Annotated in this window: 13 protein-coding genes, 1 tRNA gene and 1 pseudogene; 10 read left to right on the forward strand and 5 right to left on the reverse strand. The window is 68.9% G+C overall.

Annotated features, from left to right (window positions below; translation table 11 throughout):
* Positions 1-783: 783 nt before the first annotated feature.
* Positions 784-1,992: a S8 family peptidase gene (locus tag AC07F0_RS12520; RefSeq protein ID WP_478977693.1), complete on the reverse strand. Its 1,209-nt coding sequence runs from the start codon at positions 1,990-1,992 to the stop codon at positions 784-786.
* A 464-nt stretch (positions 1,993-2,456) separates the two neighbouring features.
* Between AC07F0_RS12520 and AC07F0_RS12525 the strand changes: the two genes are divergently transcribed.
* A complete protein-coding gene (locus tag AC07F0_RS12525) occupies positions 2,457-2,804 on the forward strand; it encodes a hypothetical protein (RefSeq protein ID WP_478977696.1) in 348 nt (115 codons plus the stop codon).
* A 673-nt stretch (positions 2,805-3,477) separates the two neighbouring features.
* Here AC07F0_RS12525 and AC07F0_RS12530 read toward each other — a convergent pair.
* Positions 3,478-3,645: a hypothetical protein gene (locus tag AC07F0_RS12530; protein WP_478977698.1), complete on the reverse strand. Its 168-nt coding sequence runs from the start codon at positions 3,643-3,645 to the stop codon at positions 3,478-3,480.
* A 964-nt stretch (positions 3,646-4,609) separates the two neighbouring features.
* On the opposite strand from AC07F0_RS12530, the gene AC07F0_RS12535 reads away from it, so the two are divergent.
* The 3 genes from AC07F0_RS12535 to AC07F0_RS12545 all read left to right on the forward strand — a co-directional run bounded on the left by AC07F0_RS12535 (position 4,610) and on the right by AC07F0_RS12545 (position 7,951).
* On the forward strand, positions 4,610-4,918 hold the full coding sequence (locus tag AC07F0_RS12535; RefSeq protein ID WP_478977701.1) for a hypothetical protein: 309 nt from the start codon (positions 4,610-4,612) through the stop codon (positions 4,916-4,918).
* A gap of 743 nt (positions 4,919-5,661) precedes the next feature.
* A complete protein-coding gene (locus AC07F0_RS12540) occupies positions 5,662-5,880 on the forward strand; it encodes a hypothetical protein (protein WP_478977704.1) in 219 nt (72 codons plus the stop codon).
* A gap of 889 nt (positions 5,881-6,769) precedes the next feature.
* On the forward strand, positions 6,770-7,951 hold the full coding sequence (locus tag AC07F0_RS12545; protein ID WP_478977707.1) for an LPXTG cell wall anchor domain-containing protein: 1,182 nt from the start codon (positions 6,770-6,772) through the stop codon (positions 7,949-7,951).
* A gap of 92 nt (positions 7,952-8,043) precedes the next feature.
* On the opposite strand, the pseudogene AC07F0_RS12550 reads toward AC07F0_RS12545, so the two are convergent.
* A pseudogene (locus AC07F0_RS12550) lies at positions 8,044-8,229 on the reverse strand (glycosyltransferase); the annotation flags it as partial.
* Between the two features lie 176 nt (positions 8,230-8,405).
* On the opposite strand from AC07F0_RS12550, the gene AC07F0_RS12555 reads away from it, so the two are divergent.
* From AC07F0_RS12555 to AC07F0_RS12565, 3 genes are all read left to right on the forward strand, one after another.
* A complete protein-coding gene (locus tag AC07F0_RS12555; protein WP_478977710.1) occupies positions 8,406-8,552 on the forward strand; it encodes a hypothetical protein in 147 nt (48 codons plus the stop codon).
* 241 nt (positions 8,553-8,793) lie between these two features.
* Positions 8,794-9,252 (forward strand): tyrosinase family oxidase copper chaperone, encoded by a 459-nt coding sequence (locus tag AC07F0_RS12560; RefSeq protein ID WP_478978224.1) that lies wholly within the window; start codon positions 8,794-8,796, stop codon positions 9,250-9,252.
* Positions 9,236-10,102, forward strand: coding sequence for a tyrosinase family protein (locus AC07F0_RS12565; protein ID WP_399408683.1), 867 nt, complete (start codon positions 9,236-9,238; stop codon positions 10,100-10,102). Before AC07F0_RS12560 ends, AC07F0_RS12565 begins: the two co-directional genes overlap by 17 nt.
* A gap of 271 nt (positions 10,103-10,373) precedes the next feature.
* Here the strand turns inward: AC07F0_RS12565 and AC07F0_RS12570 are convergent, their stop codons facing one another.
* Positions 10,374-11,339, reverse strand: coding sequence for a D-2-hydroxyacid dehydrogenase family protein (locus AC07F0_RS12570; RefSeq protein WP_478977713.1), 966 nt, complete (start codon positions 11,337-11,339; stop codon positions 10,374-10,376).
* A 238-nt stretch (positions 11,340-11,577) separates the two neighbouring features.
* A tRNA-Arg gene (locus AC07F0_RS12575) sits at positions 11,578-11,650 on the reverse strand.
* Between the two features lie 320 nt (positions 11,651-11,970).
* On the opposite strand from AC07F0_RS12575, the gene AC07F0_RS12580 reads away from it, so the two are divergent.
* The 3 genes from AC07F0_RS12580 to AC07F0_RS12590 all read left to right on the forward strand — a co-directional run bounded on the left by AC07F0_RS12580 (position 11,971) and on the right by AC07F0_RS12590 (position 16,191).
* Positions 11,971-13,578, forward strand: a complete 1,608-nt coding sequence (locus AC07F0_RS12580; protein ID WP_436727111.1) for a dynamin family protein — start codon at positions 11,971-11,973, stop codon at positions 13,576-13,578.
* 3 nt (positions 13,579-13,581) lie between these two features.
* A complete protein-coding gene (locus AC07F0_RS12585) occupies positions 13,582-15,492 on the forward strand; it encodes a YfjP family GTPase (protein ID WP_478977716.1) in 1,911 nt (636 codons plus the stop codon).
* A 222-nt stretch (positions 15,493-15,714) separates the two neighbouring features.
* Complete coding sequence (locus AC07F0_RS12590; RefSeq protein WP_478977718.1) at positions 15,715-16,191, forward strand: single-stranded DNA-binding protein; 477 nt, start codon at positions 15,715-15,717, stop codon at positions 16,189-16,191.
* Positions 16,192-16,316 lie beyond the last annotated feature (125 nt).

The raw sequence follows: 16,316 nt of genomic DNA on the forward strand, positions 1-16,316 counted from the left end.
GGTGCTGGCCTGCGGACGGTACTGGGATGTCCTGAGTGTGCCGGAGGAACTGGGTGCCCTCGCCCTGGACGCCCTCTTACGCATTCCGCAGGCGCCCGGCCCCGTACTGGCGGATGCGGTCGCCCGCAGAGTGGGCTTCTTCCTGCCACCGGATCCCGCGGGCCGCTGGGTCGGCACGGATGTCCGGTACCTGGGCAAGGGGGCATGGGTCACGGCGCCCGCTCCGCACCGGAACTCAGGACGTCTTCACTGGCTGGTCCCACCCGACGGTGTGAGGACGCTGTTTGTTCCCAACGCCGTGGAAGCGGCTCTCCAGCAGGCCCTTGGTACCCTCGCGGCCCAGGCCGCCACGCGGCGGCGGTGTCCGGTGTGTGGAGCGCGACCGTTGGAACCCGCCTTCGCGGCGCCGGCCGGTCCGGATGACCATCACGGGCCTGGTCGCAGCCACCGACGCCGCGCAGTGGGGGCGACAGGGCCCGGGGACGGCACGCCTTCGACGTGCGGGCACCACGTCGGCATGGCTCCCCGAGCCAGACCGACGGCGGAATTCCATCAGTAGGGCGGGGCCACGCAAAGCGTGTGGCGCTGGTTGGTCCCGCGTTCGCGGCGGAGGCTTCCTGAGAATGCAATTCACGTTTCGGTCAATGCCCGTGTGCAGTCGGGTGGTACGGCTCCCGCCCCGGGGCATAACCCGCATCGGAGAAGAACGCGTTCCTCGTTCGCGGCCACGGGTTTATCGGACAAGTAATGTGCCCAGCCGTGGGCCTACCGTGCACAAGCTCGTCAGGGTACGAGTCTGAGGAGCCTGTTGGGTGAGCCGGTTCCGACGTTGCTCAGGGCTCCGGTCGTGGCCCCGTTGACGAGTGCGCCGCGCACGGTCGCCGGACTGGCGGTGGGGTGCGAGCTGAGGTAGACGGCCGCGGCTCCCGCGACATGGGGGGCCGCCATCGACGTGCCGGAGAGCGTGGCCGACGCGGTGTCGCTGGTGTGCCAGCCGGCGGTGATCGACGAGCCGGGGGCGAACATGTCGAGCATGAAACCGTAGTTGGAGAAACTGGACCTTTCGTCAATCCAGGTGCTGGCTCCCACGGTGAGGGCAGAGCCCACCCGGGCGGGTGAGTAGTAGGCGGCATTCGCGTTGGAGTTGCCGGCGGCCACCGCATAGGTGACACCGGAGGCGATGGAGTTCCTCACCGCGGTGTCCAGCGCCGTGCTGGCGCCGGCGCCCAGCGACATGTTGGCGACCGCGGGCCCGACGTGGCGCGAGGTGACCCAGTCGACGCCCGCGACGACGTTGGCGAGGGTGCCGGCCCCGCTGTTGTTCAGCACCCGAACTGACACGATCCTGGTGCGTTTCGCCACGCCGTACGTCTTGCCGGCGACCGTGGTGGCGACGTGCGTTCCGTGACCGTTGCCGTCGGAGGCGTTGGCATCACGGTCGACAAAGTCATAGCCGTGTCTGGCGCGCCCGGCGATCTCCGTGTGAGTGATGCGCACTCCGGTGTCGATCACGTACACGGTCGCGGAACCGCCCGCCGTATCCGGGTAGGTGTACGTCAGGCTGCGCTGAGGGCGGGCCTGGTCGATCCGGTCCAGGTTCCACGGCGGGTTGAACTGGGTTGCGTCGAGGTGGACCTTCTTGTCCTGCTCGACGAATTCGACGGCCGGGTCCTCCGCCAGACTCCTCGCTCCGGCGGCGCCGATACGGATCGCGTAGCCATTGAGTGCGGCGTCGTAGGTCTGCTCCACCGTGGCGCCGTACTTGGATGCGAAGAGTTCTCCTTCCGCCGATTTCGCCTTGAACCCGGCGGAATCCTTGAGAACGACGATGTAGCTGCCGTCGATGGAGTCGGCGGAATCCTCGTCCAGAATCCTTGCGGTGGCCGGACCGGCTTGGGCGGGCAGGGCGTTACCGCACCCGATCGCGGCGGTCGCGGCCGTCGCGACGATCGCTGCGACGATCCGCCGACGGGCGGTGAACTTCTCTCGCATCCTGAAGAACCTTCCTCGGGGGACCTGTGACGCCGCTCGCTAAAGCTGCTGATCATATGATGACCAGACGGTTCATCACGGAACTGCCCTATCATCACTTTTCACCCTGAATGCGCACCAAAGTCCACGTACTGGTGAATTCTGCGCGCGTATGCAGACGACACGCATCAGGCGCAGACCGTCCTGCCCGCTGTCCCCTCCACGAGGTGACGGCGGCGGCGTAGGTGGCCGAAACCGACGCAGTGTACGGAAGTTGACGCTTCCGCACAGGCGGACGCGGGGGCGCGAACCGCAGTCCACCCGACTGGCGGACGGGGTCCTCAGATGGAAGCGCGCCGTGTTGCAGGCATCGTGCGAACCATGGTCACATCTACCCCGAATGGCGCTTAAGGGAAATTTGGGCGCCGCGATGGAAAGGCCGGCCGCCCAAGGGCGGTCGGCACGATTGACACCCTGGAGAACCAATGCCTCATCGCATGCTCCGTTCGGCGGCCACCGTGTTGCTGGCTTCCGCACCGATCGTCGCCGCAGCGCCCGCGCAGGCCGCTGCCCAGCAGAACTTCCCCTGCGGCGTCAACCTCAGCACGGTCAGCAGCCAGCTGACCACCGCGGTCAGCATCGGCGTCACCTGTGACCAGGAGCGGACCGTGAGTGTGCACATCACCGATGGCAGCGGCAGTGTGCGTATGAGCGCCCAGAAGACCGTTGAGGCCGGTGTCGAAGGAACCTTCACCGCCACCTTGCCCAGAACGACCGGGGTCTGCGCCACGCTGGAGACCGACGGTGCGAGCACCCAGATCGGCGACTGCTGACGGCACTCCCTCGCCGGCAGCAGTCTGATGGATACGGTCGCCGCCCATTCCGTGATCCGCAGGGTCCGGGTGGACGGCGGCCACCGCCGGCACATCGTCGGTCATGCACCGGCATCGGTACGGATCTGGAAGCGGAGTCCAACTCCGCGCGTGCAACGAGGCCATCACCGCCGAAGTCGCCCCTCCTGCAGTGGCCGCAGCGTCTGCGGCGCCCCGCCCTGCAGTTGAGCTCAAGACCTCGCACATGGCCCGCGAGCAGATGGATGCCCGGCGTCGTCTCGGTCGGGGCTCGCTCAGCACCCTGTGGACTTGGCGCCGTGCTGTGTGAGTAGGGCTCTCGGCCCGAAGAGCACGAGTGTGACAACACGGCACCGTCTTCGCTGCCGTACACGATCTGTCGTACCCGTCCGGCGGCACCCTCTCGACCGGCCCCTCCTCCCGCCCCGGGCAGGCGGTTGAGGTTTCGTCGGCGAGGCGTCCACGAACGCTGAGAGGCACCGTGGAGCGGCCCGTTTTCCCGGTCGGATCGTGCTTCTCCCAGCCGGCATGGCCGGTGCTCTTGCCGTCCAGCGCGAACTCCAGCACTCGCTTGGTGCAGGCCACTGTTCGTCCTTCCGGTGGCGATCTTCTCCTCGTCGCGCTCGGTGGCCCTGCGGGACGGGGCCTGCACGCGTCAGCCGATGCCGTGCAGCAGCAGATCCAGCCCGGCCCATGACGCACTCGACGCCGAACCGGTGGCGCGCGACGTCGGCGATCCTCGCCAAAGATCCAGCACCGGCTGCCCGCCGACGACGGTCGGATTGACAGCCAACGCCGTTCCTGGCAGACGCAGTTCACTCATACCGAGCTTGCAACGGGCGCACCGCAGGACTATGACCGTCGGGATACCTCGTCCCGCCGCACAGCGCAGCCCACGCAAGCCATCGCGGCCCCACATACCCCGCGTCCTCGAAGATCTCCAGTGGCCCTCGTGCAGGCCGCGAAGAACCGTTGCCGGGCACTCGAAGGAATCGACAGCTACAGCGCTGCTCTCGCCGTCTCCTTGAGGGTGCTGGTGGACGCGTCGTCGAAGTCTGCCGCCCAAAGCGCATGCCGGTCCACGGAGACGCAAGACGGACGTGCTCGAGCCATGTCTGCGCGGCTGGTGAGGCCCTGGCCGCCGAGCAGGTCATCCAGCCTTGAAGCCGTGGGCAACGCGAGGCGCTGCGCGTGCTGTTGTCCGCACCGGAATGACCTCCGTGCCGAACTGCGCCGCCTGGGCCGACCACAGCGGATCACGCGCTGTGCCGGCCTCCGCCACCCCGCCGCCGTCGGGCGAGCACCGCATGACTACCCGCGCTCTGCGTTCTACTGCCCAGCGCATCCGGCACCTCCAGGCCCAGGCCGACGAGTTGAGAACGAACCTCCTCCACTCAGCCGGAACTGACTGCCTTGCTGACGGGGGGATTTGGCCTTGTCGGAGCACCACGGACACCCGCCCTCACCGACGGCGATTCCGTTGCAACTCGAGGCACCTCGGGCCGATGCCGGGAACACGGCCGAAGGCCTCCCCATCGAGCGTGCATTCGGTCGGTGGTTCGAAATGAAACGGTGATTCAACTCTGTTGCGCAGTCGGTGTGTCGTTACTCCGTCGGGCCATGGATAAGGCATGACCTGGGGATCTCGCACTTCATATTAGCTGCCCCCAGAGGGCCATGTGGATGAAGTTCCGGAGTCACAGGCATTCCAAGTGGTGCCCGGTTCCGCGTTGAGGCAATATCTGTCTCGTTCTTCCAACCGGGAAGAGACAGAACGGAGATATCAAATGCGCAAGACCATGAAGCGGGGTGCTGCGGGGACCCTCGCGGCGGTGGCCCTCCTCGCGGGTTCCGCCTCTGCTGCCAGCGCTGTCGAGGACGTGCCGGTGAGCGACGAGTCGGGCATCGTCATTGTCAACGAGAACAACAACGACAATGACAACACGAACACCAACGACAACGACGCCACCGCCACCGCTAACGTCACCGTGACGGTTCCCGAGGACGAGGCTGCCGCGGGTGCGGCTGCGGCCCCGGCGGCCGCCGCTCCCCAGCAGGCCGTCGCGCCCACCCTCCTGGGCGTCATCGGTCTCTGATAGGGGCTGAGCCCTAGGGGGCCGGCTTGCGATCGTTCGATTCCAGTCCGGCGGTCACCCGATTCTCTTGGGGATCGTGACCCGACCTGGAAGCGTCTTTCCCTGGCGGGCGGATGAGGGGACAACCTCATCCGCCGAGGGAGGGGCGTTCCGCTCGAGCGGCCGCAAACTACGGCGAATGCGCGGCATCGAGCCGCGCATTTCGCTGCTCGGCGGTTTCCGGGGTAGTGACGGGGTGGGCTGAGCTCTCTGAAGCCGGGTTGTGCCGTGCCACAACTCCGGTGACTCATGGCTGGGCAGCGCACGAGTGTTGCAGGGTCTGCACGCCCGATCACATCTTCCCGAAGGCATCTAAGAATATTGGATGCCTGGAATCTAGGGCCGACCGCCTATGGCGGTCGGCCCTTTTGATACCCGGGAGGGCAGGTGCAGGATCTGAGTCGGAGCAACAGGTTCGTGACCTCGCCCACGGGGGGCGACGTTGCGCGCGGACCGGCTGTCAGGTGTTGGACCTTCCCACCGGGGCCCGCTGCTGATCGGTTTATCTCTCTGGCTCGTCGGTCATTGCTCCTTGGGTGGCCGACTAGATGTGGTCTGCGCACTCGTTAATCACCATCACCTGTAGTACAGGGCCATATGGATGAACTTCCTGCCCTTGGGTGATTCCAAGTTGTGTGACCTTCGGTGTCGCGGCAGTATCGGTTCCGTTCTTCCAGTGGGGAAGAATCAGAATGGAGATTCAAATGCGCAAGAGCATGAAGCTGGGTGCTGCGTCGGCCCTCGCCGCGGTGGCCCTCCTCGCGGGTTCCGCCTCGGCTGCCAGCGCCTCCTGCTGGGACGGGGACAACGACGACAGCGTTGACGACATCATCATCGTCAACGAGAACAACAACTCCAACACCAACACCAACACCAACACCAACACGGCCACGGCCACGGCCACGGTCGAGGTCGCGCTCTGAATGGCCTGAGTCCTTCTGGGCCCTGGCTTTGATCGTTCGACTACTGGTCGGCGCGGTCAGAGCCTTTGCCGTCGATCCCTTTGGGATCGGGGCCCGACTGAAAGCGTCTTTCCCTATGGGCGGATGAAGTGGCATCCCGATCCGCCGAGAGAGAGACGCTTTCCGTTTCACAGCTATTGAGCAACGTGACGTCACGTCACCGGCGATATGACAGTCGCTGATGAGCCGGCGCCATGTCGGCTGCGGCCATCCATTCCGATGGCCGCTCTTTCTTTTCCGTGGCCAGTGGGCTCGGCCAACGTGTTCGAACGTATGCGTGCTGGGTGGCGCAGATGGTGTAGCCGTCCCCAGTACCGTCTGATCAGTGCAATTCACATCAGTCGCCACACAGGGCCGTTCGGATTAAATTCAATGACTGTTCGCCCGGAAGGGTGTCACCTACTTGATGGAGGGTTTCCTGCCGATGCAGTATCAGTTACACCCAGAGAGATGCGAATAGCATCGCGCCTCGGAGGGAATATGACTGATACGATTATCCTGCCGCGTTGTCCGGAAACCGGGAAAGCGTCGTTCCGTACCGAATCCGAGGCGAGGCTCTGGCTGATCAAGCAGCCGTTGTTGGAGAAAATCCCCGACCGCATCTACCGGTGCTCGGACTGTCGATACTGGCACTTCACCGGTTCTCATTACTGGACCAGCCGGAAGATCCAGCGGAGGCGGAACTACGGGAGGCGAGAAGCCGTCCCAGGTCGCAGCCGCAAGAAGAGAAGGAATCGCTGACGCGATGCGTGTGATCTGATGCACGCAATCCCGCGCGATTCCGGCCTGTGGTTTCCCCTTTTCTTCGAACAGGAAGACGACTAGATTGCGAAAGAACCTGAGTAGGGGAATGGTCGTGGCTGCCGCCGCGACGAGCATCCTGCCCCTGTACGGCATCACGGCGTTCGCGGACTCGCACGCCGACATGTCCGTCAGCGCCTCTGACAAGTCCAGCGACATGAGTGCCGCGACCGCCCCGCCCGTCGGGAGCTCCTTCACCAGCGGCCCGAACCCGCGCGGATCGTCAGCCATTCCGCACGTCGCTGCCCAGAGCGAGGACCGCGGGCCCGGTGGCCTCGACAACAACACCGACCGCGTCGATGTCGATGTGCCCGGTTCCGTCAGTGACAGTGGGTACGGCGACAGTGCCCCCAGTAGCGCTCCCAGTAGCGCTCCCAGTAGTGCCCCCAGTAGTGACAGCGGGTACGGCGACGAGGTCGGGGCCGAGGCCGACGGTGGCTATGGCGAAGATGGCGGCAGCGGTGAGGCCGCCGGCTCCGTTGAGGCCACTGGCAGTGGTGAGGCCGCCGACAGTGGTGAGGCCGCCAGTTCCGGTGAGGCCACTGGCAGCGCTGAGGCCGCCGACAGTGGTGAGGCCACCGGCTCCGGTGAGGCCGCCGGCAGTGAGGTCACCAGCTCCGGTCAGGACGGTGGCTACGGCGAGGATGCAGGCAGTGATCAGGATGCCGGCTCGCGTCATGACGATGGTTACGGTGAGGACGCCGACTCGGGTCATGACACCGGCTACGGGAAGGACAGTGGCTACGGGAAGGACAGCGGTTACCGGAAGGACAGTGGCTACGGGAAGGACAGTGGCTACGGGAAGGACAGCGGTTACGGGAAGGACAGTGGCTACGGGAAGGACAGTGGCTACGGGAAGGACAGCGGTTACGGGAAGGACAGCGGTTACGGGAAGGACAGCGGTTACGGGAAGGACAGTGGCTACGGCGACGACAGCGGCTACGGCAAGGACGGCGGCTACGGCGACGACAGCGGCTACGGCGACACGCCGTCCACGAAGCCGCCGGTGACGAAGCCACCCACATCGTCGCCTCCTGCCACGACTCCGCCGACCAAGGAGCCGCCTCGGCACTCCGAGCCCCCGGCGAAGCCGCCCGTCCCGGGGGAGCCGCCCCACCTCCCCGACACCGGCCTCGACAAGCAGGCCATCGCGGCATCGGGGGCCGCGGCGCTGCTGCTGACGAGCGGTGTGGTCCTGTACCGACGAGGCAGGGCTGCGTACCGTCGGTAGTGCTCTGCTCCGGGTGCCGGACGTACCGCGTCCGGCACCCGAGTGCTTTCCCGGCCCCAGGCCGACCCATCCCTGGTCCGTTCGCGTGTCGGGATCAGGCGGACCAGACGGGGCAGGGCGGACGGGTCCGCCGTCAGACCCTCGGCGACCGGGCCGGGGTTGGTGAGCGTCACGACGTCGCAGTCGACGGACATGTGGCGCAACACCAGCCGGAGTTGCCGTGCGGCGGGCCGGTACGACGTGTTTTGACGGCTGGACCATGCCTTTCCCCCGCAAATGCGAGGACGGGAAAGGCGGATAAGACATGCCCCTCATTCGGGTGACCTTCGGTGTGGGCCGCCGCATTTTTCTGAGTGCGGGGGTTTCCACTCGATCCGGGGCTCGTTGAAGGCTGTGAAGTGATTCCCGCTCAAGGCCGTCGGCCTCACCGGAGACGCGACCGAGGTCAGGAAGCATGTTGACCAGTGGCTGGCGGAACCACCGGCCGGAAGCGCTCGAAACGGAGAACAAGGGTTTCCTGCCCAGCACCCTCAAGGGAACCGAGAACGCCCTCGGCCACGAGAGCGCTCGACTGGCTCCGGGACTGAAGGCGCAGGGCTGAGCGAGATTCCCGCGCCGATATCACCGCGCATGGGATCGGCCCGTCGAGCGTGTGTCACGTGAACCGCCTTTTCAAGGCGAGGAGGAGGCAGGCATTGCGAACCGGCAAACCACCGCAGTCACAACCAGCGCGCCCCGCGGCGCCCGCGGCGCCCACGACGGTCGCGCCCGCGGCTGCCGGCTCCGCGCACCCCGCGAAGCCGCCCGCCGTCCACCACGCCAGGGCCACGGCGCGACGCCGCGTGCTGTGGGGGCTGTTCGCATCGGCGTTCACGGTGGCTCTCGCCCCGGTCCTGGTGGCGTCGGGAACGACCCCGAAGGCGTCGGGATCGGAGGGGAAGGCGCCGGGACCGGCCGGAGACGGGGAACGGTTCGACGAGACGTACCGCGGACGCCGCATCGCAGGTGTCAGGTACGACGCCGGGCGGCCCGGGGAGGGCGGCCCGAGCGCGTGGCACGTCACCGTGGACGGGCGGCCGTTGCATCTGATGCGCCGGGCGGACGGCAGCTGGATGAGCATGGTCGACCACTACCAGTCGTACGCGACCCCGCTCGCCGCCGCGCGTGCTGCCGTCGACGAACTCGGCCCCGGCGCACGGCTGGGCACGCCGGGAGAGCGGAGCAGTCACACAAAGGACAGCCGTACGGCGAACGGGAACAAGGACGCCAAGGGGGAGCATCGCCATGGTGTACACGCGTAAGGACATCAGCACGCTCACCCGGTCCGAACGGCGCCGGCTCGTCAACGCACTGCTGGAGCTCAAGCGACGCGGTGAGTACGACGAGTTCGTGCGCACCCACATCGAGTTCTACGCCCCCGACGGTGAGGGCGGCCTGCGCGCCGCCCACATGGCACCTTCCTTCCTGCCCTGGCACCGCAGGTTCCTGCTGGACCTGGAGAACGCACTGCGCCGCGTGGACGAGTCGGTGACCCTGCCGTACTGGGACTGGACGCGCAACCGCAGGCGGACGGCCGTACCGTGGACCGATGACCTGCTCGGCGGCACCGGGCGGCGTTCCGACCGGCAGGTGATGTCCGGCCCCTTCGCCCACCGCAACGGCAAATGGACGATCAAGGTGGGGATCACCGACACGGAGTTCCTCATGCGGGACCTGGGCCGTCCCCGGGATCCGATCACGCTGCCCACGGCCAAGGATCTGGAGGGGGTCCTCAACGATCCCGTCTACGACACGGCACCGTGGAACTCCGCATCGACCAAAGGGTTCCGCAACAAGGTGGAGGGGTGGGGGCCCGGGAGGGGCCCCGCTTCGTGGCGCACCCACAACCGGGTCCACCGTTGGGTCGGCGGCCACATGACGGGCGGCGCATCCGTCAACGACCCCGTCTTCTGGTTTCACCACGCCTTCGTGGATCTTCTCTGGTTCCGCTGGCAGCGGCGGCACCCGGGCGCCCGCTATCTCCCCGCGAAGCCGCTCGCCCGAGGGGACGCACAACGCGGCCGAGTCGTCGCGCGGCACCAGAGGATGCCGCCGTGGGACGTCACACCGGCCGAGTTGGAGGACCAAAGCCGGATCTACCGGTACGCGTAGTCCGTACGAGCCGTGTAGAGGTGCGGCTGCTTGCGCGCGGCACACGAACGGGCACGGCAAGGCCCGGGGGCGCGTACCGCGCGGACCAAGAGGTTGTCCGCACGCCTCGCCTGCCCTGCGGCGCCCGGCACCTCCCGAAGCTCTTCGAGCAGGGGGACCCCCACTCTCGCCGCACCGGGCGGACCACAGGACCTTTGCGGACCCCTGGCCGGTTGCGGCCGCCGACGCAGGGGCCGTGACCGCCGGGCAGGGTGTCACCAGGCCGCACACCTCAGCGGGGCGCCAGGAGCCGTACGGGTGAACCATCCAGAAAGGCCCGGATGTTCTCGACCGCCTGGCCGTAGTACGTCGCGTAGTTGGCCCGGGAGACGTAGCCGAGGTGCGGCGTGGCGAGGAGGCGGGGGGCCGTGCGCATCGGGTGGTCGGCCGGGAGGGGCTCGACGTCGAAGACATCGACGCCGGCGCCCGCGATACGGCCCGAGCGCAGGGCGCCGAGCAGAGCGTCCTGGTCGACGATCGCCGCGCGCGAGGTGTTGACCAGATAGGCGGTCGGCTTCAGGAGGGCGAGTTCGGCGGGGCCGAGAAGGCCGCGGGTGCGGTCACTCAGGGCGAGGTGGACCGACACGAAGTCGCTGTTCGCGAGCAAGTCGGCCTGGGAGGGAGCGAGTTCCACGCCGACCTCGTCGGCGCGCTCGCGGGTGAGGTTCTGGCTCCAGGCGTGGACCTCCATGCCGAAGGCGAGGCCGATCTGTGCGACGCGGCTGCCGATCTTCCCCAGACCGAGAAGCCCGAGGCGTCGGCCGTGCAGGTCGGCGCCGACCGTGCTCTGCCAGGGGCCGCCGGAGCGAAGGGCGCCGCTCTCCTCGACGATGCCGCGGGCGAGGCCGAGCAGCAGCGCCCAGGTCAGTTCGACGGGCGGGGTGGAGGAACTGGCCGTGCCGCACACCGTGACACCGTGCGCCTCGGCGGCCGCGTAGTCGATGACCGAGTTGCGCATGCCGGACGCGATGAGCAGTTTCAGCCGGGGCAGCCGGGCGATCAGCGACCCGGGGAACGGCACGCGCTCGCGCAGGGTCACCACGATGTCGACGTCGGCCAGGGCGGCGGCCAGGGCCTCCTCGCCGTCGATGTGCCGGTCGAAGGACACGACCTCCACGTCGTCCGAGATCACCGACCAGTCGGCGACCTCGGTCGCCACCTTCTGAAAATCGTCCAGCACAGCGCAGCGCAGCCGCACGGCATGCCCCCTTCACAGCCCGTGGTTCGGTCCACGGTTCGGTTCCAGGGGTCATGATCGCGCTCGGGTGGTGACGTGGGAAGCCTGCCCCAGTCACCCGACCACCGCTGCGCCGTACGGCTTCTTCCACGACACCTGGGTCGGCATTCCGGGGGCCTGGCAACCCGTAACAAGGTGTCTCAGCGGCAACGGGAGCGCGGACGCGAAAACGCCCTCCCGATGGGAGGGCGGAGACTTGCGCCCCCGGCAGGACTCGAACCTGCGGCCAAGCGCTTAGAAGGCGCCTGCTCTATCCACTGAGCTACGGGGGCCGGTGTGGTGGCCTCTGTCGTGGTGCCCTGGTGTGGGCCGATCCGTGACGTTGCCGGGGACAAGGATAGGGCTCCCGCGTCCTTGTCCCTGTTGCTTCGCCTCCGTGGCTCGATGTGGAGGTTCGGTGAAGCGGTCCTGATAATCGCAGGCAGGTACGAATCGTGCACCGCTTTTGGCTCCAGACGCATCGGGTGTTGTGCACTCGTTATGCCTCGCGTGGGCCCGTGTCCCAGTAGTCCCTTCCGTCCCTTGTGTTCTATCGGCGCGCAGACATGCTCATATGCTTCAGAATTCCCCTAAAATTGGGCATTCTTCGCATGTGGTGACCTTGGACGTACGGCCTCAGCTGCTCGACGCACTCTCCGCCCTGCGCGACCGTGTCGCCGCCGCACGCTTCCCGCTGCCCCTGGCGGGGGCCCCACGCGCGCGTGCCAGCCGCGACGAACTGCTCGCCCAGCTCGACGACTACTTGGTGCCCCGGCTGAGAGACCCCGAAGCGCCACTTCTTGCCGTCGTGGGGGGCTCCACCGGAGCCGGGAAGTCCACGCTGGTGAACTCCCTCGTGGGGCGCCGGGTCAGTGAGGCCGGGGTGCTGCGGCCGACGACACGGACGCCCGTGCTGGTCTGCCATCCGGAGGACCATCACTGGTTCAGCGGGATGCGGGTGCTGCCCGACCTCACACGCGTGTGGGTACCCCAGCAGGACCCCACGGACGATCTGCTGCTCCCGGGCGAGAACCCCGCGCGCGTGCTGCGCGTGGAGACCACCGAGACGCTGCCGCCTGGCCTCGCTCTCCTCGATGCCCCCGACATCGACTCCCTGGTCTCCGACAACCGCGTCCTGGCCGCCGAGCTCATCTGCGCGGCCGACATCTGGATCATGGTCACCACGGCCGCCCGCTACGCAGACGCCGTCCCCTGGCACATGCTGCGCACCGCCAAGGAGTACGACGTCACGCTCGTCACGGTCCTGGACCGGGTGCCCCACCAGGTGGTCGCCGAGGTGTCGCGGCAGTACGGGGCCCTGCTCACGAAGGCCGGACTCGGCGAGGTGCCGCGGTTCACCGTGCCCGAACTGCCCGAGTCGGCCTGGGGCGGCGGGCTCCTGCCGGCCAGCGCCGTGGCCCAGCTGCGCACCTGGCTGCTCCACCAGGCCCAGGATCCGGCGGCCCGGCAGCAGGTCATGGCCCGCACCGCGTACGGCGTCCTCGACTCCCTCAAGTCCCGGATGCCCGAGCTGGCCGGTGCCGCCGCCGCGCAGTACGCCGCCGCGCTGCGACTCACCGCCGCCGTCGACGGGGCGTACGACAGCGAGCACACGCGCGTGCGGGGCCGGTTGCAGGCCGGGGCGGTGCTCGCCGGGGACGCGCTCAAGCGGTGGCGCGCCTTCCCCTTGGACTGCACCGCCGGCGAACTCCTCGACGCGCTCGCGGAGAACCTGAGCGCGCTGCTGCTGTGCGCCGTCACCGCCGCCGACGAGCGCATCGACGGCGCCTGGCGGCGCGAACCCGCGGCGGCCGCACCCGGGCTCGCCGACCGCGAACCCGCCGCGGAGAGCGCCGAGCACCGGATCGGTCTCGCCGTTCGGCGGTGGCGGCGGGAGCTCGAGGAGTACGCCGAGGACGAGGTGCGCGAGCTCGACCGGAACCTCGCGCCCGACCCCGAGCTGGTCGCCGCCCTGGTCGCCACCTCCCTGTTGGGCGGCCGCCGGGGACGGATGGCCGGGGAGGGGCTCGCCGAGCGGATCGGCGCCCACGGCGCGCTGAGGCTGCGCGACCGGGCCGGACGGCTGCTCACCGAGCACGTCGAACGGGTCCTGCACGCCGAGCGCGAGCGCCGGCTCGCCCCGCTCGACGCCCTTGACATCCATCCGGAGCCCCAGGCCGAACTCATCGCCGCCCTGTCCGTACTGCAGAAGGAGAGGTGACCGGTGACCGCCGTCACTGACCAGGACCACACCGAGCGCGCCGACCAGCCGGGCGACGCGGACAAGGCGGGAGCCGCCGAGAACCCATCGGAGAAGGGCCCCGGGAACGCCTCCGAGGGCGAGAGCGCGGACGACGCCCACGCGCGCGTGCCGGACGGCGATTCCTCCTCCCGTACGGATGCGCGTACGGATGCGCGTACGGATCCCCGTACGGACTCCACGGGTGCCTGGGACGACGGGCTCATCGCGCGGCGGGTCGACGAGACCACTGGAGGAAACCAGTACGCCGTGAGGGACAGCCGTCCCGCCGTCCCACTGGCGGTGTCCCCGCTGGTGTACGACGGGCCGCTGCGCTCCCGGCTGGAGGCGTTGCGCGAACTGGTGGGGCTCTCCCGCACCCGGCTCGACAGCCGGACACTGGCGGAAGCGGGCCGGGTGCTCGACGAGGCGTCAGCGCGGCGCAGGCTCTCGGGTCAGCACACCGTCGTCGCCATCGCGGGTGCCACGGGCAGCGGCAAGTCGCAGCTGTTCAACGCCCTTGCCGGGGTGGCCATCTCGGAGACGGGAGTACGCCGTCCCACCACCGCGGCGCCCATCGCGTGCAGTTGGAGCGACGGCGCCGCCGGCCTCATCGAACGGCTCGGCATCCCGCCCCGGCTGCGTCGGCGTCCGCTGCCGACCGTGGGCGGGGAGTCCCAGCTGCAGGGACTCGTCCTCATCGACCTGCCCGACCACGACTCCGCGGCCGTACAGCACCGGGAGCACGTGGACCGCATCCTGGCGCTCGTCGACGCGGTCATCTGGGTCGTCGACCCGGAGAAGTACGCCGACGCCGTCCTCCACGAGCGCTATCTACGGCCCATGGCGGCCCACGCGGAGGTCATGTTCGTCGTCCTCAACCAGATCGACCGGCTGCCCGGGGAGGCCGCCGAGCAGGTCCTCGACGATCTGCGGCGGCTCCTCGACGAGGACGGCATCGTCCTCGGGGAGTACGGCGAACCGGGTGCGACCGTGCTCGCGCTGTCCGGGCTCACCGGGGACGGCGTCGGTGAACTGCGCGAGGCGCTCGGCCAGTTCGTCGCGGAGCGCACGGCGCCGGCCCGCCGCATCTCGGCCGACGTGGACATCGCGGCGGCCCGGCTGTGGCCCGTCTACGCCACGCAGCGCCGGACCGGGCTCAGCGAACAGGCCCGGGAGGAGTTCGCGGACCGGCTCGCGGACGCCGTGGGCGCCACGGCGGCGGGCGAGGCCGCCGAACGCGCGTGGCTGCGCAACGCCAACCGCGCCTGCGGCACGCCCTGGCTGCGGTTGTGGCGCTGGTACCAGGACCGCGGCGAGCCGGCCACGGGGCGGCTCCCCTCGCGCACGCAGGCCGACGAGGAGGCCACCGCCCGGCAGCGGGTCGAGCAGGCGGTACGGACGGTGGCGGACCGGGCCTCGGCCGGTCTGCCCGCGCCCTGGGCGCAGGCGGTGCGTGAGGCGGCCGTCCGCGGTTCCCAGGGGCTGCCCGAGGCGCTGGACGAGCTGAGCGTGCGCGCGGGAGTGCCGACGGGGCGGCCGCCGCGGCCGGGGTGGTGGCCGATGGCCGTCCTGTCCCAGGCGTCCATGACCATCCTCCAGTTCCTCGGCGGCCTGTGGCTGGTGGGCCAGATCGTCGGGGTCATGTCGCCGAACCTGGGCGTACCGGTGCTGCTGATGCTGATCGGCATCGTCGGCGGGCCGCTCATCGAGTGGAGCTGCCGGATGGCGGCGCGGGGGCCGGCCCGGCGCTACGGCCTGGAGGCGGAACGCCGGTTGCGGGAGGCGGCGGCCGGGTGCGGGAGGGCCCGGGTGCTGGATCCGGTGGCGGCGGAGCTGCTGCGGTACCGGGAGGTTCGGGAGCAGTACGGGAGGGTGGTGGGGGCGGGGAGCTGACGCCGGGCCGGCGTCATTCGGAACGTGGCGTCCCTCGCCGCTCCGCGTCACACACGGCTCGGTGTCACCCGTTCGGGTGGCGGCGTTGTCCACAGGCGGGCGGTGGTCCACAGCGCTCAGCGGGCTCGGCCCGGCGGCGGCAGTCTGGCGGACACAGCCGTACGGGACGGGCCCGTACGCGTCGGCCCGGTGTCGCAGATCCGGGCGAGGGAGGGGTTCGCGATGAACGAGACGATGGTCTGCGCGGTCGGCAGGGTGGCGACGCAGCCGGTGTACCGGGAGATGGCGTCCGGCCCGTCGGCGAGGTTCCGGCTGGCGGTGACCGCGCGCTACTGGGACCGCGAGAAGAACATGTGGACCGACGGGCACACCAACTTCTTCACGGTGTGGGCCAACCGCCAGCTCGCCACGAACACGGCGGCGTCGCTGACGGTCGGCGAGCCCGTGATCGTCCAGGGCAGGCTGAAGGTGCGGACCGACGTGCGCGAGGGGCAGAGCTGGACGTCGGCGGACATCGACGCGGTGGCGATCGGGCACGACCTGGCGTGGGGCACCTCGGCGTTCCGCCGCGGAGGAAAGCCGGAAACGGCACCGGCACCGACCCAGTCGGAGCCCAACTGGGAGACGCCGCAGGAGGATTCACCGGACCGGGCCGGTGCCTCGGCTCAACAACCGCCGGAGCCTGCTGCATTGACGTGACGTCAATCACCCGCCAGCCTGCCCGAACTGCGGCTTATCGGCGAGTGCGCACCAAAAATCGGGGTGGACTTGTCGATAAGCCCTGCTCACAAGGGTTCTTGGCGATAACGATTCCGAGTCGGATC

The sequence above is a fragment of the Streptomyces sp. NPDC045955 genome (assembly GCF_056430805.1).